The sequence below is a fragment of the Citricoccus alkalitolerans genome, from assembly GCF_039528175.1.
GTDB lineage: Bacteria > Actinomycetota > Actinomycetes > Actinomycetales > Micrococcaceae > Citricoccus > Citricoccus alkalitolerans.
In genome coordinates this window covers 1,252,338-1,273,237 of sequence record NZ_BAAALH010000002.1, presented here as the reverse complement: position 1 = coordinate 1,273,237, position 20,900 = coordinate 1,252,338, and the positions used below count along the sequence as shown (strand labels likewise).

15 protein-coding genes and 2 pseudogenes are annotated in these 20,900 nt (G+C 62.6%); 6 read left to right on the top strand and 11 right to left on the bottom strand.

What is annotated here, in order from left to right; all coding sequences use genetic code 11:
• Nucleotides 1-6 precede the first annotated feature (6 nt).
• The 4 genes from ABD134_RS11645 (at nt 7) to ABD134_RS11630 (ending at nt 2,923) form a co-directional block, all read left to right on the top strand.
• Nucleotides 7-411 (top strand): sterol carrier family protein, encoded by a 405-nt coding sequence (locus tag ABD134_RS11645; RefSeq protein WP_344229630.1) that lies wholly within the window; start codon nt 7-9, stop codon nt 409-411.
• A gap of 774 nt (nt 412-1,185) precedes the next feature.
• Nucleotides 1,186-1,854, top strand: coding sequence for a FadR/GntR family transcriptional regulator (locus ABD134_RS11640; RefSeq protein WP_344229628.1), 669 nt, complete (start codon nt 1,186-1,188; stop codon nt 1,852-1,854).
• On the top strand, nt 1,851-2,663 hold the full coding sequence (locus tag ABD134_RS11635; protein ID WP_344229626.1) for an ABC transporter ATP-binding protein: 813 nt from the start codon (nt 1,851-1,853) through the stop codon (nt 2,661-2,663). Before ABD134_RS11640 ends, ABD134_RS11635 begins: the two co-directional genes overlap by 4 nt.
• Nucleotides 2,660-2,923: a phosphoribosyl-ATP diphosphatase gene (locus ABD134_RS11630; RefSeq protein ID WP_344229624.1), complete on the top strand. Its 264-nt coding sequence runs from the start codon at nt 2,660-2,662 to the stop codon at nt 2,921-2,923. Before ABD134_RS11635 ends, ABD134_RS11630 begins: the two co-directional genes overlap by 4 nt.
• A 477-nt stretch (nt 2,924-3,400) precedes the next feature.
• On the opposite strand, the pseudogene ABD134_RS11625 reads toward ABD134_RS11630, so the two are convergent.
• Nucleotides 3,401-3,823: pseudogene (locus ABD134_RS11625) on the bottom strand (transposase domain-containing protein); the annotation flags it as partial.
• 277 nt (nt 3,824-4,100) lie between these two features.
• Between ABD134_RS11625 and ABD134_RS11620 the strand changes: the two are divergent.
• Nucleotides 4,101-4,370, top strand: a pseudogene (locus tag ABD134_RS11620) (helix-turn-helix domain-containing protein); the annotation flags it as partial.
• Nucleotides 4,371-4,450: 80 nt separating this feature from the next.
• Here ABD134_RS11620 and ABD134_RS11615 read toward each other — a convergent pair.
• From ABD134_RS11615 to ABD134_RS11605, 3 genes are all read right to left on the bottom strand, one after another.
• A complete protein-coding gene (locus ABD134_RS11615; protein ID WP_344229623.1) occupies nt 4,451-6,262 on the bottom strand; it encodes a CocE/NonD family hydrolase in 1,812 nt (603 codons plus the stop codon).
• Between the two features lie 15 nt (nt 6,263-6,277).
• Complete coding sequence (locus ABD134_RS11610; RefSeq protein WP_344229622.1) at nt 6,278-7,321, bottom strand: phosphotriesterase family protein; 1,044 nt, start codon at nt 7,319-7,321, stop codon at nt 6,278-6,280.
• Between the two features lie 87 nt (nt 7,322-7,408).
• Nucleotides 7,409-9,019: an AMP-binding protein gene (locus ABD134_RS11605; RefSeq protein ID WP_344229621.1), complete on the bottom strand. Its 1,611-nt coding sequence runs from the start codon at nt 9,017-9,019 to the stop codon at nt 7,409-7,411.
• A gap of 67 nt (nt 9,020-9,086) precedes the next feature.
• Here ABD134_RS11605 and ABD134_RS11600 point away from each other — a divergent pair, with 67 nt between their 5' ends.
• A complete protein-coding gene (locus tag ABD134_RS11600) occupies nt 9,087-9,419 on the top strand; it encodes an ATP-binding cassette domain-containing protein (protein ID WP_344230873.1) in 333 nt (110 codons plus the stop codon).
• A gap of 62 nt (nt 9,420-9,481) precedes the next feature.
• On the opposite strand, the gene ABD134_RS11595 is transcribed toward ABD134_RS11600, so the two are convergent.
• The 7 genes from ABD134_RS11595 to ABD134_RS11565 all read right to left on the bottom strand — a co-directional run bounded on the left by ABD134_RS11595 (nt 9,482) and on the right by ABD134_RS11565 (nt 20,897).
• Nucleotides 9,482-10,336, bottom strand: a complete 855-nt coding sequence (locus ABD134_RS11595; protein ID WP_344229619.1) for a LuxR C-terminal-related transcriptional regulator — start codon at nt 10,334-10,336, stop codon at nt 9,482-9,484.
• A 504-nt stretch (nt 10,337-10,840) separates the two neighbouring features.
• Nucleotides 10,841-12,358: an MFS transporter gene (locus ABD134_RS11590; RefSeq protein ID WP_344229617.1), complete on the bottom strand. Its 1,518-nt coding sequence runs from the start codon at nt 12,356-12,358 to the stop codon at nt 10,841-10,843.
• A gap of 1,057 nt (nt 12,359-13,415) precedes the next feature.
• Nucleotides 13,416-15,728, bottom strand: coding sequence for an ATP-binding cassette domain-containing protein (locus ABD134_RS11585; RefSeq protein ID WP_344229615.1), 2,313 nt, complete (start codon nt 15,726-15,728; stop codon nt 13,416-13,418).
• A gap of 308 nt (nt 15,729-16,036) precedes the next feature.
• The gene (locus ABD134_RS11580) at nt 16,037-16,576 is read right to left on the bottom strand and encodes a hypothetical protein (RefSeq protein WP_344229613.1); all 540 of its coding nucleotides are present in this window, start codon (nt 16,574-16,576) and stop codon (nt 16,037-16,039) included.
• Between the two features lie 43 nt (nt 16,577-16,619).
• Nucleotides 16,620-17,234, bottom strand: coding sequence for a TetR/AcrR family transcriptional regulator (locus ABD134_RS11575; protein WP_344229611.1), 615 nt, complete (start codon nt 17,232-17,234; stop codon nt 16,620-16,622).
• Nucleotides 17,221-18,759, bottom strand: a complete 1,539-nt coding sequence (locus tag ABD134_RS11570) for an MFS transporter (protein ID WP_344229609.1) — start codon at nt 18,757-18,759, stop codon at nt 17,221-17,223. The genes ABD134_RS11575 and ABD134_RS11570 overlap by 14 nt, the downstream gene beginning before the upstream one ends.
• A 1,556-nt stretch (nt 18,760-20,315) precedes the next feature.
• A complete protein-coding gene (locus ABD134_RS11565; RefSeq protein WP_344229607.1) occupies nt 20,316-20,897 on the bottom strand; it encodes a potassium channel family protein in 582 nt (193 codons plus the stop codon).
• Between the last annotated feature and the right edge of the window lie 3 nt (nt 20,898-20,900).

Here is a 20,900-nt window from a genome sequence, read left to right as displayed (position 1 = left end):
GCAGTCATGACCGTCAAGCGCCGCATCTCTGACGACGACGGCCGCACCGCCCTCGAGTCCTGGTCCCGCGCCCGCTCGGCCGGAGCGGACGGGAAGGACGGGGCGGAGGCCGCCGCCGCCCTGCCCCGCAGTACCCGGGCCACCGCCGTCCGCTACACCCTGGAGGAGCTGGCCACCCGGGCCCCGGGGAACTCTGTCGAAGTCCGGGTCCCCCCGTTCGGGGTCTGCCAGTGCGTCGAGGGCCCGCGCCACACGCGCGGCACTCCCCCGAACGTCATCGAGATGGATCCGGCGACCTGGCTGGAACTGGCCACGGGGCTCACAGACTGGGACACCGCCGTCGGTTCCGGGAGTGTCATCGCCTCCGGCTCCCGCGCCAACCTGTCCGATTGGATGCCGCTGCGGCCCTAACCGTCTGTGGTTCGGCCGCTGACCACCATGCACCGTGGCCGATGGTCATCGGAGCAGCCGACGTTGCACCCTGTGGTTAACAGACCCCTCCAAGCATGTGTCACAGAACGCGCGCTAGCCGGTCAGATCACCGGACGGGTCCTACTGCACGCTTCGCATGGCTCGTTGCTGTTACTCCAGGTGAGCGGAGGGTATGTCCGGCGGGGTTCCTCTTATGGGCATGGGGTGGGGGTGCTTCTCTGCTCACTGCAGCGGGTGGAACTAGACGATGGGATGGCTCGATAAGTGGTTTGGCTTGGGCGGACCGGACTTGCCAAAGGATCCAGGACTGGACCTGTTCCGCGATGCGGTATGGCGGCTGTCGCTGGATGGCCAAACCCGGAGTGCCGCGAACAGTCGATGGGTCGGATCCGGACTCCCCGACAGCGCGTTCCGGGTGTTCTTGTCCTGACTCCTGGAGGCCAGGACGTGATCCGTCGTACTCCCTGGCGCAGCCCCAGCATTACGGCATCCGGTCATACGGGGCGGACGTGACCGCCCCGCAGAAGTAGTACCAGGGCAGCTAGTCCAGCGGCTGATGCGGGAGTAGCGCCCGCCGCTGAGGTCTCGTACGTGACCGGTGGTGTAGCTGCATTCTTCTCAAAGCAACAGCGGCAAATGCCGCGCACTCGGGGGGAGATCCGCTGAGAGTCACGAAAATGCGAAACCACGAGCCGGGTGTACTATTCTAACTCCTCAGACAAGCAGACATATTGAAAGCTGAGGTGTCGGAGCATGGCGCAGGTGAAGCGGACCACGCTGACGGACCAGGCCGCGGATCTTTTGCTCGCGCGCATCCGCTCAGGCGAGTGGCCTGTAGGTACCCGGCTGCCCGGAGAAACCACTCTGGCGCCGCAGCTTGGCGTCGGCCGGTCCACGATCCGCGAGGCGCTGCGTCAGCTTGCCGGACGAGGGGTGCTCGAATCGCAACAGGGTGCGGGGGTGTTCGTCACGGCGCTCGACGCTCCGGAGGACTGGGATCTGGTGTTGCGCCGGGCGGATATCGCCTCGGTGTTGGAGGCACGCCTCGCCATCGAGGCCGAAGCGGCCGCTCTGGCCGCGGCCCGGCGCACCCCTTCAGACCTTCGGACGATTCGCCGGGCATATGCCTCACGCCTCACCGAAGGGCAGGGCATCATCGAGCACGTCGAGGCGGACATGGCGGTTCACCGGGCCATCGTCGCGGCTTCTCATAACAACGTGCTCCTGGAACTCTTCGACGGCTTCGTTCCCCGCGTGCGGCAGGCCATGATTGACATGATGCGGATCCAACCGGTGGCTTCGCCGGAGGAGGATCACGCGGCCCATGCCGTCGTCATCGATGCGATCGCGCACCGCCGCGCAGAGGAAGCCGCCCGCGCGAGCAGGACTCACATCAACGGAGTGAAGGAGACACTGGCATGACCTCTGCCACCGCCGCCATCGTCCTAGACGAGGTCACGTTCCGCCGGCAGGACCGGGAAATCCTACGAGGCGTCTCCGTGCGTGTCGGCCGTGGTGAGCACTGGGTCGTGCTCGGTCCGAACGGGGCAGGCAAGAGCACGGTCCTTGGCATGTGCGGCGCGCGGACGTTCCCCACCTCCGGCACCATCGACCTCCTCGGTCACAGGATGGGCCGTGTCGAACTCCAGGCCCTGCGACGCCGAATCGGACACGTCGACCCCCGCCTTCCCTTGCGCCCGGCGTTGACCATCGCCCAGGTCGTTTTCACGGGGCTGACGGGCAACACCGATCTGCCGATGCGGTGGCACCCCACCGAAGTGCAACAGCAGCGGGTCGCCAAGCTCATCGAGTTGCTCGGCCTTGGCGGCATGGCATCGGCGCGCTGGGGGGACCTCTCCCAAGGAGAACGCGGGCGTGCACTCATCGCCCGCAGCCTCGTCGCAGAGCCTGCATTGATGCTTCTCGACGAGCCGTCCACGGGGCTTGACGTCGCCGCGCGGGAACAACTGATCGACACGATCGACGGACTCGCCCGATCCCACGCCGACCTCGCCTCGGTACTCGTCACACATCATCTCGAGGAGGTGCCGGAGACGACCACCCACGCGCTGCTCATCTCCCATGGGCGCGTGGTCGCCGCCGGTCTCGTCGAGGAGGTGCTCACCACCGAGCACGTCACCGCGGCGTTCGAACACCCCATCACCGTCGAGCGCCAAGACGGTAGATGGCTTGCCCGCACCCGTAGGGCACTCGCAACGGTTGCGTCGTGAAGACCTTCGAGGGGCTATTCGCCGAACTGGAACGGAAGATCGCGACGGACGCGGACGGATCCCGCACCGTCGCGGAGTTCCACGCGGGCGTGCACGCCATCGGCAAGAAGATCATCGAGGAAGCCGCAGAGGTGTGGACGGCAGCCGAGTTTGAATCCGATGAGCGACTCGCCGAGGAAGTGTCGCAACTTCTGTATCACGTCCAGGTGATGCTGCTAGCGAGAGGACTCCGCCTCGAGGAAGTCTGGCGACGGCTCTAGACGGGGTGTCAAGAGGGGTTGGACAGTCAAGTGGCCGGTAGCTGACCCGTGCTCGCAGCGAAGAGAAGATGGTAAGGCCTCCCCGAACGGAAACGATCCACGGGAGTCGCCTCACCGGCACTGGAGGACCAATTCGGCTTGTCGCGGGATCAAGCAAAAGCTGCCATGAACATGCAGTTCGTAATGGTGACCGAGGAAACACTGCAGTCGATTCGCACCGAAGCTGGCAATCTTCGAAGCTGAGGCAACCGGCAAGCCGGGTGCGCCCGGTCCTAATCACTCGAGGGAAGCGTCCGGATATGGATTCGCTGTGGCACAGTTCGCGCGGATTCTGCGCCGACCCAGGCCTTCTTCTCGCCGGCCCAGAATCGGGCATTGAGTACGCCGATGACAACGGCTCCCCACAGGCAGGCCGGAGCACCGAGCAGAAAGGTGGTCCACGGACTGAAATCGCCCTGGGCTCGTTGGAGACTCGTTCTATTGGATTCCGACCAAGGTTTGGTCGGTCCGTTTCGGAGCGTAGAGCGTTTCCTCGAACTCTGCGGCCGGCACGTCATTCAGATAGCCGTGCAGGCGGGTCTGGTTGTGCCAGTGGACCCAGCTGAGGGTGGCGAGCTCGACGCCCTCGACGGTCTTCCACGGGCGGTCCTCACTGGGATTAGCTCGGCCTTGTAGTAGCCGTTCACGGTCTGAAGTGAGTGCGTTGTCATAGTTGTCGCCCACGGTGCCGATCGAGGGCACCGCACTGATCTCAGCCAGCCGCTCCCCATAGCGCATCGATGTGAATTGCGAGCCTGCGTCGCTATGGCAGCGCAAACCGGTCAACCTGGTGCCGCGGGACCATCAGGCCATTTCGACCGCATCTAGCACCATCGAGGTCCGCATCTGCGAGGCGACCTTCGAACTCCTCGTCCTGCGATACCCAACCCGCGCATTTCAGTCTGACGACGCCGTCGCTCACGACGCGCCAGCCCCGACCATCGACCAGCAGGTACGAAAAGAGCGGTCCAAGCGTCCCAGCCTGGGACCGCGAACCCCTTGACAGCACATCACTTCATATCAGGTGTACTGGCCCGGGAAATTAGGTACAGATCCGCGGTGTCAGCGCGACGTGGGGAAGGCCCCCGATAGTGAAGTGGAGCTGTCTAGTTCACCGCTTCACTGACCGGAGGCCCTCGTGTCCCACGCCAACGCTGCACTGACCCCGAGAGCCCGATTGCGGATCGCTCGACTCGTCGTAGCCCACGGCCGGGTTTACGCCACGGCGGCCAAGATGTTCATGGTCGCCCCGCGAACCGTCAGGAAGTGGGCCTGCCGCTACCGGATTGCGGGTGCCGCAGGCTTGATTGACCCAAGCTCGCGGCCGAAGACGAGCCCGAACAAGACCAGCGCCTGGGTCGTAGCGAAATCGTGCGGATCCGGTGGCGGCAGCGCCTGGGCCGGGTGGGACGCTCGTCGTCAAGAAGTCATCCTTCCGTCAGTGGGGCGCCGCCGAGCTATCGACATCGCTTCCGCCGGACCGAGTGGTCAGCTCGAAAATTCCTCGTATCCTTGGTTGGCCGGGTCCACAAAGCCAACGCCGAGAGGCTGGATATCTGACACGACGTGAAGCGCAAGCCGTGACGGGTGGTCGCCGTCGTGATGTACCGACTGCTCTGCGATCACCGCTTCGTCCGCGGAGGCTTGCTCGGGAATCGCGCGCGTGTTGAGGTTACGCGAGTACATCGGGAACGAGCTGCTGGTGATGTCCAACCGCACTCGATGCCCCGGTTTGAAGCAGTGGGCAACGTCCCCGAGCGAGATCTCGAATTCAGTCGGCTCACCCGGAGTCAACCATGCATCATCTCGGCCCTCGCGGTAGCGGGCACGAACGACGCCCTCGGTGACGTTGGCCGCGAAACCATCCGGTTCAACATCGACCAGGCGGGCGACGAAGTCGGTGTCGTCCGCCGAGCTCGACGCCCAAATCGTTAGTCGAACCGGACCGACAACCCGGAGCGGTTCCTCGAGAACCTCAGACGTGTACACGAGAACGTCGTCGCGCGCCTCGACCGGCCGCTGGTCCTGAATCCCGTCAGGTGAGTGGTGCAGGGAGAACCCAACCTCCGCAACCATGTTGACCCCACCTCGGGTTTCGACGGGATTGAGCGGATCGTAGGTGTAGGAATCGGCTGTACCGGACGGCTCGGCGAGGGTGAGGCGACCATCGTCTGCGAGAGTTCCTGAGCTTCCCGAGCTCGCAAGAGCAAATTCGATCGTCTCGCCAGCCGGTGGCCACGTTGCTGTCGTCGCCCACTCGTCCTCGCCGACGACGTAGAAGTCAACACGGCTATCTGGCGACTGCCGCTCTGCTGTATTGGCTTTGAGCCAGCGATCGAACCACTCGACGATCTTCGGCCCGAAGATCGGTGCGCCACCCGGCGCCTTGACGTATGCCCGCGCCCCGCCCTGCCCGCCGGTGTAGGTGGTGTAAGTGCCGTAGTGAGTCCAGGGACCGACCATGAGTGTGTGTCCGGGTCGACTTTGGATGTCATGATAGAGGTCAACCATTCCCTGACAGAACATGTCGTACCAGCCGGTGATCATTGCCAGTGGAACCTCCGCCCACTCCGGGTTAGCGGCGAGGCACCGCTGATGTTCTAGCTCGGGGAGGCGATCCTTTCCGGAAGTTCGGAGGAGCGCTGCCGCGATGGTTCCACCTATCCGTTCGTCGGCCAACAGCTCGTCGCCGCTGAGTGGCAATTGGGCGAGGGTCTCAGGCAAGTTGGAGACGCCCTCGAGCCACGTTGCCATCAGCTTGGAACGCTTGTCCTCAGGCATCTCCAGGCGGGGGATGATCTGCGGCATCACCGACCCGTAAAGGAACGAGATCCAAAACAAACTCCCCGCGCCTCCGGTGAAGAGCGACCGCGAGATGTCTGGTCCGGCGACGAAGGCCATGGCCGCCTTGAGGCTTGGGGGCCTTGCCGCAACTGCCCCCAACGCCGCGAAGCCGAACGCGGAAGGACCGAAGATCCCTACATTTCCGGTAGACCAGTCTTGAACCGCGGCCCACTCGACGGCATCGTAGCCGTCGTCATACTCCTGGAGGAAGAGCTCGAGCATGCCTTCCGAAGCCCCCGTTCCGCGAGAGTCCTGGACGACCACCACGTAGCCCTGCCTCGCCAACCACGTCGGATCTGCGACAGGCGCCGACACGAGCGTGGTGGACTTGTCGTACGGCGTGCGGTAGAGAAGGACAGGGTAGCGCCCGCCGTCGTCCGGCCGGTACACATCACTGCTCAGGAGGATGCCGTCTCGGGTTGTCATTGTCACATCGGTTTCCACAATGATTTTCATGTCTGCTCCTAGGTTCTAGTAAGTACCGAGATCGCGCATCTCGAAGAGCCTGCGGGGGTTGTCGACCGTAATTTCGGTCGTGTGCTCCTCGGAAAGCCCGCGCTCCAACAGCGCTGGCACGACCTTCAGCTTCACTTCGGTGTAGAGCTGCCTTTCCGGGATCTCAGGTACGCAGTCGGTATAGGGATAGTCGTCGTTCCCCAGAAGTAATTGGGCTGAATATCCCATCTCGCAGAGCTGAATGATGCGGCTGATCCGCTGCTCCCAGGCGAAGGGGAAGATGTGCCCCAAGGCGACGGTGTCGAAACCGATGAAGGAACCCTTCTCGAGCACCTTGACGAACTCTTCGATCGGAACCTCTGGCGGCGTGTAATCAGCGTGACCGAACTGGATCCGGCGAAGATCGACGCCTTCTTGCTCGAGCGCAGCTTGCTGGTCCTGGATACTGAGGATGCCCGGCCTATCGCCCTTAGACGCAGAATGAGTCGTGATTGGTGCCCCGGTGCGACGGTGCGCTTCGGCGGATGCCGCGATGATCGCCTGCACGCCTTCGTTAATGCCGAGGTGATCGGATGCGAATTTGATGATCCCGGCCTTCACACCCGTACCGGGAACGCCCTCCTCGATGTCTTGCACTAGGACGTCCGCCAGCCTTGGCGGCGCGGTCTTGAAAGCGTCCGGGAACATCAGTCCCAGCTCGAAGATGGGCGGCAGGTCCCTCCACGTGTACCACCCGGTAGCCACGATGATGTTGACCTCGGTCTGCGCGGCGATTTCCTTGACCCAAGGAACATTCCTGCCGATGCCCGGGATGACTCGGTCGACGATCGTGTCGACGCCGACTGTCTTTGCCGCGTTGAGCGCGTCGACCGCCTTCCTGATGCGAGCCGCCTTAATCTGCTCTTGCTCCGCGGGGTCGGCTGAACCCGTCAGGCTCAGATGTGGCCAGTTGAAATCGACCTCCATTTGGTAAACACCGACAACTTCCTCCGAAGCACTCGTGAAGCCCATGTCAGCGGCGTCAATCTCGTCGCCTCGGGCAGTTGGCACTAGAGCCATGTCATCTCTCTTTCCTGATCGCGGGGATCCGTCTTCGTGCTATTGGTGGGGTGGATTTGTGGCTTTGCTAGGCGTTGTTCGACAGCTTCAGGGACCTACCCGGTCACCCGCGTTATCTCGGAGAACGCTTTTTCGGATTTTGCCGGTCGAGGTCGTAGGTAGTTGAGTCCTGAACTCGATTCGATCGGGTACCTTGTACGAGGCGATCTTGGACCGGACATGGGCGAGGAGCTCGGCTTCGCTGATCTCCGTACCGTCGGTCACGATGAAAGCCATTGGCCGTTCACCCCATTTGGGATCGGGTGTTCCCACCACCGCGACCCCGAACACGGCGGGATGGCTGGCCAGCGCCTGCTCCACCTCGATTGTTGAGATGTTCTCGCCGCCGGAGATGATCACATCCTTGGCCCGGTCCAGGATTTGTACGTACCCGTCCGGGTGCATTACTCCTAGGTCGCCGGAATGGAACCATCCGCCGCGGAAGGCATCAGCGGTGCCGTCCGGGTCGCCCAGATAACCTTTCATCACGCTGTTGCCCCGCATCACCAGTTCGCCCATTTCGGATCCGTTTGGGGACACGTCTATCAGTGTCCCGTCGGGACTCGGTTCGCCACGGACCACCCTCAAACGCTCGGAAGTGAGCATCCCTACTCCTTGACGGGCCAGGAGTGAGGCCTGTTGCTCGGAGTCGAGATCAGTCGCCCATGAAGGCTGCGGTTCGCACACGGCGTAGGGGCCGTACGTCTCCGTAAGCCCGTAGACGTGGAGTAAATGCGCGCCCAACTCGCGGATCCGGGAGATCACCGTGGGCGTGGGCGGGGCGCCGGCGGTGACGATCGTCAACGGATGCTCAAGACGATGCGCTTGAGGCGCGGAGGCGAGCGTCGTCAGCACGGTCGGCGCGCCACACATGTGTGTGATCTCCTCCTCGTCGAGGATCTTCCACATAGTCTCTCCTCGCACGGCGCGCAGACACACGTGCAGGGCGCTCGCGGCAGTGACCGCCCACGTGGTGCACCACCCGTTGCAGTGAAACATAGGCAACGTCCATAGGTAACGTGAGTCCGCGGCGAATCCTTGGTGGTAGACCTCTCCGAGAGCGTTGAGGTAAGCGCCACGGTGGGAGTACATCACCCCCTTGGGTCGACCAGTGGTACCTGAGGTGTAGTTGATCGCGATAACACGGTCCTCATCGTCAACCTCCCACTGATACTGGGTATCGTCGCCGGCTGCCCTCGCTAGGAAATCGGTAAACGGGACGGTGCCACCTGCTTGGCGCGAGGAGCCATCCTGCGCTGGGATTTCTATCCTCTCCCGCACGCCAGCCAGATCTGTCCCAGATAGTTGCTCCAGCAGATGGCCATCGCCTAGGACCAGCACCGCAGAGGAGTGCTTGCAGATGTAACTGACCTCTTCCGGTGACAGGCGGGAATTGACCGCAACCAGGGCCGCTCCGAGCAGCGGAACCGCGTAGTGCGCGGTGAGCAGCTCAGCTGAGTTGGCCCCAAGGAAGGCGACAGCGTCACCAGCCCGGACACCGCTGGCGCGCAGTGCCCGGGCCATCTGCTGTGTGTGGTCGGCGAACTGCGCATAAGTCCATGTGCGATCCCCATCGATCACAGCGCGTTTGCCCGGGTGCACTTCGGCGGCGCGCCCCAAAAAACGTAGCGGTGTCAGGGGGACGTTCAAGTCTGACATTGTTCACCCTTCCGGATCATTCGGAGTGCAGTAGTAAACAGCCAACCAGAGTGGCGCACGACACACGATCCACCAAAGTAGATGTCCGACGCCCGCCAGCTCTACACGCACGCCCTGCCCTGGTCAGGAATCCGCAGGAGCAGCTGTGGGCCGGAGGATGATCGTCGGCCGCGAAGCGACGCACCGAGTGTCTGCGGCACAGGGGAGTGTTTCACTGCCGCCGATCGTCGCAGAGCAGTATCCTCAGCATCTCTCCGCCGGCGAACGGCAGCGTGTGTCAATCGCCCGTGCACTGTTAACTCAACCGAAGATGCTGATCGGTGACGGGATCACCTCAGCGCTTGATAGTTCGGGCAAGCGGGGGTCATCGAACTTGTTGCGGCGCTCGATAGGATGCTGAGCTCTCGCTCATATTCGTGATTCTGGACGCCGTCGGGGCGCGTTTCGTAGCCGATGATCTTGCTACGGGATCAACCCGTGGCGGCGGGCCTGAACGGCGGCGGCGTGCCTGGTCTTGACCGCTAGCTTGGCCATGAGGTTGCGCATATAGGTCTTGACCGTGTCCGGACTGAGACCAAGATGCCGAGCGGCCTCGGCATTGCTGTAGCCGGCGCTGGCGCACAACAGGACATCGATCTCTCGGGATGTCAGCTGAACAGCGGGACCCCTCACCGGCCCCTCGGCACTCTTCAGGAGGTGTTCGACGTCGTGGATTCGCTGCCGCAGGCCAGGATCGGAGATCTGCGCCGCGATAATGCGGAGTTGCAGATATGTCTCGGCGAGAGCCTCCGACTCCCGAAGGCTCCTCTGGCCCGGCAACCTATCGATCTCGCTGTCGAGTGTGCGAAGCCTGAAGTCCGCCCCCTCGTGAACTTCCAGCTCCCGGCTGAGCCGGCCCGTAAATCTCTCCAACAGGGTGAAGGAGCGGTCCCCGAGATTCGTCGAGGTGCGCAACGCGCCGTAGAGCACCCCTCTCGCCCGCCCGTGAACGACGATCGGGGACACCGCCAGAGACTGAATACCCTCCCGCACAATCGCACTTAAGTAATGGTGTGTGATACCCCGATTAGTGCGGTACCGATTGACCCGGACAGGTCGACTGGTCACGACAGCCAGGCCTCCCGCCCCCAAACCCGGCTCAATGGTCAACCCCTGAAGGACGTCACTGCGGGTCCCAGCGAACTCCGACAGAAGCACGCCAGTCTCGCTCACACCACCACTGAAGAGAACATCGAAAGCCCGTTCCTTCTGCAATGTGCGCAACGTCGCCCGGACTTTACTACGCAACTCAAGAGGGAGAGCGTTACTAGCGGCCATTTGCACACTCCTTTGTCGCAACGGCGACACTGCGACTCGCCGACGCCATCGGAGTCTATTCCGACCACCGGCAAAGTGCGAGAGAACCGTCACGATTTCTCTGCCGTCTGCCTACGGGGTGTGTCTCGGACTGGGGCGCAGCGATCTAATCGTCGTGGCCGGCCTCGAACTTGTGAGTTGGGAGGTTGCCGAGGCTGGAGTGCAGGCGGCGGTCACGATACCAGTGCAGGCCGGACCCTCACACACCGTTTCTCGTGCAGTCCCGAATCGATCGATTCCGGCACAGACCCGATGGACTCGCGGGCTAGATCAGGCTGGCCGTGGCCGCTCCGGAAATCCTCTGGTCCTGAAGCTCTTCAACGCTGACAACCATGCCGTTCGCTAACGGCGCGCCTCTGTAGCTGATGTGTTCAGCTAGGCGGTGATTGAATAGCTGCGTACCTGAGGAAACGGGCGCCTCGTCCGCGTTCGTGGAGCAGGCCAGGGCGTCTATTCGGTGGCATGTCAGTGTTCCACGTTCTCCATGTCGCCCTTTGTGGAGGGGATGACCAAGAGTGCCACAACGCCGGCAACGGCGAGGACGGCAGCGGCAACGATCGCGGTGATTTGCATAGCGCCCGTGAACGCGTGCTGTGCGGCGGCGAAGACGTCCGGGAGCCGATCGGCCAGCGCACCTCGTGCGGTAGCGAGGGATTCGGTCAGAGCCGTACGGTCGCTGGTCGAGAGGTCTGCAGGGACAGGGACGCTGGCCCGGTATACGGCGTTGAGTACCGATCCGAGTACGGCGATGCCCAGGGCGATGCCGAGTTCGTACGCGGTTTCAGCGATGGATGACGCGGCGCCGGCGCGCTCGCGGGGGACCACAGAGACGACGGTATCGATCGAGATGGTTTCGGCGATAGCGATGCCCCCTGCGATTACGGCGAGCGCAATGCCGAGCCAGAGGTAATTGGGAAGGCTCTCTGCAAGCGCGAGCCCGACCATACCGGCAGCGGTGGTGAACAGGGCGACTGCGATCGCGCGGCCTCGTCCGAGCCGTGTGACGAACCAGCCGACGACGAGTACGGCAAGGATTGCTGCGACTGTGGCGGGCAGTTCGGCGAGCCCGGCGATGAGTGGACTGAACCCTCGCACGAGCTGCAGATACTGCGAGAAGAAGAACAGCAGACCGCTGAGCGCGAAGATGGACACGCCGTTGGCGATGACGGCGCCGGTGAAGGCGGGTCGTGCGAACAGTGTTATGTCGACGAGAGGGTGGGCCAGGCGACGCTGTCGGATGACGAAGGTCACGCCGGCGGCGAGGCCGACGACGGCTCCGGCGAAGAACCCGAGAGTGGCTCCTTCCTTTACGACGGTCTTGATCGCGTAGACGATCGGCACGATCGCTGCAACTGAGAGGAACGCAGAGAGCAGGTCGATCGGCGCGCGCTCGGGGTTTCGTGACTCGATGAGCAGGGGGATGCCGAGAGCCAGGACGAGGACCATCACCGGGATGTTGATGAGGAACACGGACCCCCACCAGAAATGCTCCAGCAACGCCCCGCCTACAAGGGGTCCCAGGGCGGCTCCCGCAGTCGCTCCTGCTGCCCAGACGGCGATCGCGCGGGTACGTTGCTTCGCGTCGAGGAAAGTCGACCGGATGAGCGCGAGCGTTGACGGCATGATCGTTGCTCCGCTGATACCCAGGAGCGCGCGAGCAGCGATGAGGAGCTCAGGAGTGGGCGAGACCGCGGCGAGGGCAGAGGAGATGCCGAACCCGACGGAGCCTATGAGCAGTAGCTTCTTTCGCCCGATGCGGTCTGCCAGGTTTCCCATCGTCACCAGCAGCCCGGCGAGGGCGAAGGAGTAGATGTCGCCAATCCACAGCACTTCGGTAGAAGTGGCGCCCAGGCTGTCGGTGAGTGCCGGGACAGCGAGGGCCAGCACTGTTCCATCGACCGCCAGGAGAGTGACGGCGAGGGTGAGGACGCCGAGCGCGATCCATTCGCGTGCGCCCGCGCGAGTGTCGATCTGAGTAGCCATTACTTGTTCCTTAGGGAGTGGTTTCTGCGTAGTCACGGGCGCTGGCGCTGCCGCCCATCGGGATGAACGTCCGCCACATGTGGCATGTGGAAGTGGAGACGGAACGCAGCAATGCGACGACGTTTGCTGTGCCGGTGTCGATCTCGCCAGGGGCGACGAGTCAGGCATTGACGCGGGCGCCCGGGTCGCTGCGTCTGACGACCGCGGCGATCACTCGTTCGAGCCACGGAGTCGCTGGTTGGCAATCGCCGTTGCTGGACGACCCCAATCCGTGAGGAACTGTGTGAGCCGCGCGACTGTCCTGGCATCCAGCTCGTCTTCTGTAGTGACCCAGCGGGTCACGGTCGAGCACTCCTGGACGAGGTCTGTCGTTGATGCTTCCGACTGCGTTGCACACGTCCACGCACCTTCGGTCGTCAGAGTACGCAAGATCACGCGGTCCGGCTTGTTTCCCGGCCCCAGTAGCAGCACTGTCGAGTCCGCCAACTGCACGTCCACGTCGTTCCTTTCGTCGCTCCCAAGTTACATACCGTTTGTTCGGATTAGCAAACCGAACGGTATGTTGTTCGTGGGAGACGTCATGTCGGACGAATCAGTGCCACGAAATACGGAACGGACGAGAGGGGCGGTCCTGCAAGTCGCCAGGTGATCCAAGAGCGCGGTACGAACGCCGCTCTCGAGGCGATTTCCGAACTGGCACGAGTTTCCCAGGCAGGGCTGCTGTATAACTTCCCCAGTCGCGCGTTCTTTTGCTTGCACTCGCGCGAGACGCCCTCGATGATCGGGTGGCGGACGTCATGTTTTCATCGATCATCGACGACACGCCTCACACCGGCGAGCTATTGATGCACCTCGACGGCACTAACCGGCCCGATTTCGGCAACCGAGCCCGCGACTTCCAGGTCAAGTGGGCTGGGGGACCGCTCACGGTGGGACAGCAGCCCGCGCTGCCCGCCGCGGACGGCCTCTGGCTGTACGACGCGACGAGTGCCGCGACCTCACACTCGGCCGATCGCGAATCACGCGACACAATGCTCGACGTGACCGTGGCACTGATTCACGAACGCCGACCGACCGCCGGCCCTGCCTCTCGCTGCATCCTCCGGCGCAGCGCTTCGGCGGTCGCGCTGCCGTCCGCGTTGACGAGATCGACCGGGGTTCCCGCGAAGAGTAGGCGCCCACCGTGGCGTCCTCCCCCAGGGCCAACATCGATGACCCAATCGGCAGCCGCGATCAAGGCCTGATCGTGCTCGACGACAACGACTGTGTGACCTCGACCGGCAAGTCGACGGAATAGCGATATGAGACGACGCACGTCCACGATGTGCAATCCCGTCGTCGGCTCGTCGAACAACATGAGGTCGCCTCCGTTCGACTGCAATCGGCTCGCGAGTCGCAAACGCTGCCGTTCGCCACCCGAGAGCGAGTCCGTCATCTGTCCCAGCGCAAGGTGCGCGAGGTCGACGTCATGCAGTGGCTCGAGGCGCTTCGCGAGCCGACTTCCGGCGAATCGGACTGATGCCTGCGCGGCGCTCAGCCGCAGCACGTCGACGATGGACAGCCCGTCGACCGTGGCCGCCATCGCCTCATCGTTGAAGCGAAGCCCTCGGCACGCTTCGCAGGTCTCGACGACGGGATCCGCGAACACCATATCCGCCTCGACCTCGCCGCGCCCGCGACAGTCGGGGCAAGCACCCGCGCCGTTGGCGGTGAACAGAGAGGCCCGCTCTCCCGTCGCTCGCGCCATTATCGCTCGCACCTCGTCCATGGCACCGACGTAGCTCGCCACTGTCGAGCGGGCGTTTACCCCCATCGGGCGTTGGTCGAACACGACCGCGGCAGGGTGCTGTGCCGTGAGCTCATCGAACACCAACGAGCTCTTTCCTGCGCCGGATGCGCCCGTGACCACCGTCAGCCGCGCGCGAGGGATCGCGACGTCGAAACCTTGCAGGTTGTTCACGGACGCCTTTCTCACCCAGATCCAGTCTTGGCCGTCGAGCTGGCGGTCTGGCAGCTCCAACGGCTCTCGCAGAGCCGAACTTGTCGTGGTCCCGGACTGGCGGAAGTCGACTGCAGACCCCGCGAAGATGACCTGCCCTCCCTCCTCACCGGCGCCTGGCCCGATCTCCACGACGTAGTCGGCCGCATCAATGACGTCGGCGTCGTGCTCGACCACGAGCACGGAGTTCCCCATGTCTCGAAGCGCGCGCAACGTTGAGAGGACCGCGCGCAAGTCAGTCGGATGCAATCCCGCGCTAGGCTCGTCGAGCACATACATGAGACCGGAGAGCGTCGACCCCAGCAGACCAGCGAGCTTGATCCGCTGCATCTCGCCACCCGAGAGCGATGCCGCGGTGCGTCCGAGGCTCAGGTGACCCAACCCGAGCTGGACCGCGCGATCGAGCACCGATGTGATCTGCTTCGCCAGCGATGCCCCGACCCTCGTGGAGCGAGACTGGAGCCTCATGCGAAGCTCGTCGAGTTCCAGCGCCGACATCTCGGCGATGTTCAACCCGTCGATGGTTGAGGCGCGCGCAGCTTCGTTCAACCTCTCGCCCCGGCATTCCGGGCAGGGCTGCGACGAGACGACGTTCGCGACAGCCTGCGTGGTTTTGGACCCTACCTTGCCAGGGTCGCGCCGCAAGTAGAGCCGCTCGAACCGATCGACTACGCCCTCGTACCAGACGCCTGAAGGGTCGTTCTCGATGATGACCTTCCGGCCCGAACCGTGCAGCAGATCGTGCCACTCGCGGTCGCTGAAGTCGCGCAGCGGCTTGGCCGGGTCATAGAACCCGGAATGGCCGTAGAGCCGCCACTGCCAAGTGTGCGGCGCCCAGGGCGCGAATCGGATAGCACCGTCCTCGAGTGAGCGATCGCAGTCCAGCAGCTTGTCAAGATCGAGCCGGACCGCGCGCCCGAGTCCGCTGCAGGCCGGGCACATGCCCTTCGGCGAGTTGAACGAGTACGTGGTGGCGACGCCTGCACTGGGCTCAGCCTCTCGCGAGTACAGCAGGCGGAGGAGTGGCCCGACGCCGAGGAGCGTGCCCACGCTCGACCTGGAGCTCGCGGGATATCTCGACTGGTCCACGACGAACGCTGGCGAGAGGCCCGCCATGGAGTCGACGTCAGGACGTTCTGAGCGCGGAAGCCGGTGCCGGACGTGCAACGGGAAGCGGTCGTAGAGCTGGCGCGTGGCTTCCCTCGCGATGGTGTCCATCACCAGCGACGACTTGCCGGATCCGGAACGACCGACGAAGACGACCACCTGCTCCTGCGGGATGTCCAGATCGATATCACACAGGTTGTGCTCTCGCGCTCCACGGATGGACATGATCCGCTCAGGAGGATCATCCTCGCGCCGGGCGCTCACAGGAGCTCCTGAATCCGTGCCGCCATCGCGGCTCCTCGAGCTTCCGAAGATTTCTCATCGCCAAGTGCCTCCCGGATGCACACCTCTTCAGCAACCGCCCGCGCGACCGCGTGCCGCGGCCCCGCACAGTCCCGGGGAGTAGCCGTTGCTCGCGGCAACCAGCGACGTCCATGGCGTCCGCACCACTGCCACTATCATGCCCTCGCGCTCGATGACACGGAACGCCGCATCTATCACTGGACTCCGGTCTACCGGCCTCCCCGGTGGGCGGGGGCCGGGGCCGGTAGGAGGGTCCATTTGTCTCGCTGTCATAGAACGTGGCCGTTCAAGGCGTCTTGGAGACTACAGGTTTCCAGTTCACAGGAATGGACACACTCTCCGGTAGTGATTCTGCCGGCGGAACGGACGTAGTTGAAGACCCGACGGTGAATCAAAGACCGCTGAGTGGTCTCGTCAAACGCCAAGAAGTTGATCGTTGCGTCGTGGCCACGGAAGTTAACCGCCCGTGCTGTGGCGTTTTCAGCGATGGCGGATAACCGATCCATCACCGCCACTATCCGGGTCGGAGGCACGCCGATAAGTTGGACCATCACCAGGACGATCCCGTTCTGGGCGATGCTGTCCTCGACGTTGACTAGGGCGTTGTTCAGCTTCCAGCGGGAGATACTGTTCGATAGCCAATTTCGTCGCCACTGGTAGGCCACGCCCAACACGATGCGGCCGAAGGTCCGACCCTGGTGCGGGTGACGTGATCGCCGGACCGTCATTCCGTGGGCCTGCAGATCCGCAGCGAGACCGTCGAGGATGCCCAGGCCGGTTCCGAGAATGGCTACTGCGTCGCGCGTCATGGAACCGTCCTCTCAAGTTTGGTGGGTGAGGCTCTCCTCTTCATCACCGTGACGCCTCGTGCGGAGGAAGCCGCGACGACGTACCCTGGTCGCCTTCATCAGCTTCGGCCATCAGGAGCAGTCTCGCGCGTGCGACGTCGAGTTCCTCCGCAGAGAGGTAGGGGGTATCGATGCACGAGGCGAGCCCTTCGGCCGCGTGCCGTAGCACCAATGAAAGGCCCGGTTCAATCCCGTCGGCGCCGAACGCGCCACGCCATGTCTCTGCATCGTGCACAAGAAACTGCTGAACGGTTGCGTTGTTGCCAATGACCGTGAGAATAGACGACGGTGAGAACACCTCGCGCGTGGTGTCGCTATCGGTGGTCAAGGCCCGAATGTAGGCGCGCAGGAGTTTGCCTGGCCGGTTCTCCGATAAGTCGACGTGCGCATGCACGTCACTCCAGAACCGTTGGGCAGTATCAGAGAGTATTCCCTCTTCCAATGCGCTGCGGCTCGTGAAGTGGTGTGTCAACGCGCCTTTGGATACGCCGGCCTGCGAGGCGATGTCAGCGAGGCTGACTCCGGCCCCCTGTTCGGTCATCAAAAGAACAGCGGCCTCGAGGATAGCCTTGCGGGTGCGTACTTTGTCCCGAGTGGCTGTGGATTCAGTGGGTGTCACGTTCGACTTTCTGCCCGGGGATGGAGGGGATGAGCCGCCAGGCCACTACAGCAGCCACAACCAGTAAGGCGGCCGCGATGTAAGAGGTAACTTGCATACCATGGGTGAACGCCAGCTGCGCCATGGACAGAAGCTCACTGTTTCGGCCCTGTAATGCACTCGAGCCGCTGGCCAGAGAATCCTGGACCGAAGCTGCGACTTCCGGCGGTGTCTCCGCGGGGATATGCAGGTTGGCCCTGTACAGCGCTGTCTGGATTGAGCCGAGGACGGCAATGCCCAAGGCAATGCCGAGTTCATAGGCTGTTTCCGAGATCGAGGAGGCCGCGCCAGCTCTTTCGGGAGGCGCAGCAGAGACCACTGCGTCGGTAGACAGCGTCATCGCCAAACCGATCCCGAGCCCGATGACCGCCAACGAGATCCCGATGCCCCAGTAGGAGGGCAACCCCTCAGAGACACCCAGCGCCACCAGCCCCACTGAGCCGAGCAGCAGTCCCGCGGCTATAGCGCGGCCCAATCCCAACTTGGAAAGAAAGAGGCCGACCACCGCTACCACGGCCATTGAGGCTACGGTCGCCGGTATTTCAGCCAGGCCGGCCCAGAAGGGCGAATAGCCTCGGACCAACTGCAGGTACTGGGAGAAGAAGAACAACAATCCAAAGAAGGCGAAGATAGAAAGCGTATTTGCGGCCACGGCTCCGCGGAAGGCTGGGATGCGGAAGAGACTGGTATCCACCATGGGAGTCTCCAGATGCCTCTGCCGGTGCACGAACGACCATCCGGCGAGAATCCCGACCAATGCTGCAACAGGCACCGACCAATCGATCTCCATGCCCACGGCCTGCTTGATGGCATAGACCACTGGAACAATCGCAAGCACCGAGAGGACCGCGGACGTCACATCGATGTGGCCGGCCCGCGGATTGCGGGATTCAGGCAACAGCCAAAGCCCGAGAACGACAATCAAAATAATGACCGGTACGTTGATGAGGAAGACGGCACCCCACCAGAACGACTCCAGCAGGATTCCTCCGACGAGCGGTCCAACGGCGCCTCCGGCCATGGCACCGGCAGACCATAGAGCGATAGCCCGAGTTCGTTGGATCGGTTCATGGAACAGGTTCCTGATGATCGACAGAGTCGAAGGCATGATAGTTGCCCCAGCGACACCCAGTAGCGCGCGGCCGAGAATCAGCACCTCCGCGGAGGGCGCAAAGGCAGCAGTGACCGAAGCCAGTCCGAAAGCCACGCTACCGATCAACAGCAGGCGCTTCCGCCCGATGCGATCAGCGAGGTTTCCCATGGTGACCAGGAGACCCGCGAGCACGAAGGAGTAAATATCCCCGATCCAAAGGATCTGCGTTGCCGTTGGGGCAAGGTCAGCAGTCAGAGCAGGCACTGCCAAGTAGAGGACTGTGCCGTCAATGGCCAGCAGCGTCACCGCGAGAACAAGGACACTCAGGGCGAGCCATTCCTTGGTTCCTGCAGGGGTCGCCTTCGACGGCGGGGCGGGGCTCACGAGTTTCACTCGTTCATCATAACGAACCGTTCGGTTTGTAAGCAAGTTCGGCCGATTCCTAGAGGCCGCTGCACCTCAACCTTGGGGTCTCGAACCAACTGGCCTTCGACTTACGAGTCGAAGGGCTTCAAGACGTCCGGCAGACCCTGATGTAGCAGTTCGTGCGCATGGACGCACTTACCGCTGACCAACCCACTTGCCATGTCTGTGTTCAAGTAGTCGAGAGCGTTCGCTCGAATCAACCGTCGGTGAGAAGTCTGATCGAAAGCGAGGTAGTTGACAGTGGCTTTCCGCCTTTGGTCTCTTCGAACGCGCGATGCGGCGGTTCCGGCCTCCTCGGATAGGGAGCTCAAGACGGTATCGAGCTGCGCACTCGGAACGCCGATAAGCTGCACCAAGCCCAGAACCACACCGTTGTTGGCAATGGCATGGTTGGCACTGTTGAGAGCCCTCCTCAGCGACCAACAAGACGATCTACTCAATAGCCAACCGTGATGCCACCGATACGTCGCTCCAACTACGATGCGACTGAACGTGCGATTGACGTCTGGAAACCGAAATCTGAGGGGAAACTCATTTCTGGCATCCAGGTCGGAAGTGATGTTATCCAGCAGCCCCGGGCCGGCGCCGAAGACAGCTACGGATTCACTCATTCTTGCCATCCTTCGCGGTCGCACAGACGCCCTTTTGTCGATCGCAGCGACAAAGCGAGAAACGCCTTGATGTGCATGCTGGCGGAAACTATGGGTTAGCCCAACGCAAATTACCCTAACAGACCGTATGATTCGCAGAATTCGTCGAACAGCCCGAAGCAAGGCTTGAGTATTTGCCCCCTCGTGTTCGGGTCATCGTCACGTGAATGTGACGCTGCCTGGAGGAATCGAAACCGCTGGGTGAACTGGTTCAGTTCGACTTTCTGTTCCCGAGTGGCTATTGCGCGTTGACGCCGCTGATGTCAGCCACTGGCTTGTGGCCGCAACCCAACGCTCGATCACTGCCGAGGACGCTGAGAAAGCCATTGCATGCAAAAACTCGTAGTCATCGTGCCCTTTGAACAATGACGGCAGCCTAGGGACGCCGTGGAGCCATCTCCACGCCGTTGCCGTCGGCCGTGGGAATTTGGTTCATCAAAGCCCGGAACGGCGTGGGAAATCCCGGCCGCAATTCGACCCGGATCACTAATCGCGTCGCGGTCAAATGCCTGTTGCTGCTTCGGCCAACCTTTTGGACTCTCATCAATATGCTGGCTGAGCCAGTGCGCAGTGGGCCTCGCGGACGTCGAACTCGTTGACCGTCCAGTCGGCTGGTGCACACGAGAAGGAGACAGCATGGAAGCACCGAACACCAGTCAGTTACCCGGCCCCGGGAACCAATCAGCAGCGCCTAAATGCGGCACGGCCTCCTGACAGTCGTGGATGACGAACCACGAAAATACCCCCGTTGCCTGCACCAAATGGTCAAACGAAATTCGAAGCAGTGACAGCGACAACCCAAATAGCCTTGAACGTTCCACTCAGAGAGCAGGCTCCCACGACGGATCGCGTCTGATTACCCGGGCATGCTTTTCAACCCACGTAGCGGTCCACGAACCGTTGCTCGACAGCGTCTTCACCGATGAGCAGCAACTCTGCGTTCGACGGAAACAACTCGTTCTGGTCGGGAATCTGGAGGACGACCGAGGTGAAGACAGGACCCATCTCAGAGTCGAAGACAATGTCGCCATATCCCAAAGTCGACATCGTCACGAGAGTCCAGTACACGCTGGTGGACCATGAATACTCACGCCCCTCCACGCTCATCAGATACTGAAAGAGTGCGCTGTACACCACCACAATGAGCACAACGACCAGCAACATCAACACAGCCAAACGCACGCTGCGCCCCCGCGGAGATCTAGCAAATCTCGCCACTAAAGGTCTTGGCGTTCCCATGAAGTCCTTATCCCTCAGCAAACGGCACATTGCAGCCAAACACCGCGGGTGCCCTGCCAGTACAGCAAAAACGGTCACGGAACAGTGAATGCTCCGTTCAAAGACGTGACAACTACGGATGCTGACCAGCGTTGAACTCGGCTCGACCGCACCGAGACAGCCCAGCCCGTTCCAGTGCGCCGGAGCGGCCCTGGTCAGTGCGATAGCAATGGCCATCCT

What these genes read in the sequence shown, in the direction of transcription:
- ABD134_RS11645 (WP_344229630.1), top strand. Translation starts at nt 7, where the DNA reads ATGACCGTCAAGCGCCGCATCTCTGACGACGACGGCCGCACCGCCCTC.
- ABD134_RS11640 (WP_344229628.1), top strand. Translation starts at nt 1,186, where the DNA reads ATGGCGCAGGTGAAGCGGACCACGCTGACGGACCAGGCCGCGGATCTT.
- ABD134_RS11635 (WP_344229626.1), top strand. Translation starts at nt 1,851, where the DNA reads ATGACCTCTGCCACCGCCGCCATCGTCCTAGACGAGGTCACGTTCCGC.
- ABD134_RS11615 (WP_344229623.1), bottom strand. Translation starts at nt 6,262, where the DNA reads ATGAAAATCATTGTGGAAACCGATGTGACAATGACAACCCGAGACGGC.
- ABD134_RS11610 (WP_344229622.1), bottom strand. Translation starts at nt 7,321, where the DNA reads ATGGCTCTAGTGCCAACTGCCCGAGGCGACGAGATTGACGCCGCTGAC.
- ABD134_RS11605 (WP_344229621.1), bottom strand. Translation starts at nt 9,019, where the DNA reads ATGTCAGACTTGAACGTCCCCCTGACACCGCTACGTTTTTTGGGGCGC.
- ABD134_RS11595 (WP_344229619.1), bottom strand. Translation starts at nt 10,336, where the DNA reads ATGGCCGCTAGTAACGCTCTCCCTCTTGAGTTGCGTAGTAAAGTCCGG.
- ABD134_RS11590 (WP_344229617.1), bottom strand. Translation starts at nt 12,358, where the DNA reads ATGGCTACTCAGATCGACACTCGCGCGGGCGCACGCGAATGGATCGCG.
- ABD134_RS11580 (WP_344229613.1), bottom strand. Translation starts at nt 16,576, where the DNA reads ATGACGCGCGACGCAGTAGCCATTCTCGGAACCGGCCTGGGCATCCTC.
- ABD134_RS11565 (WP_344229607.1), bottom strand. Translation starts at nt 20,897, where the DNA reads ATGGCCATTGCTATCGCACTGACCAGGGCCGCTCCGGCGCACTGGAAC.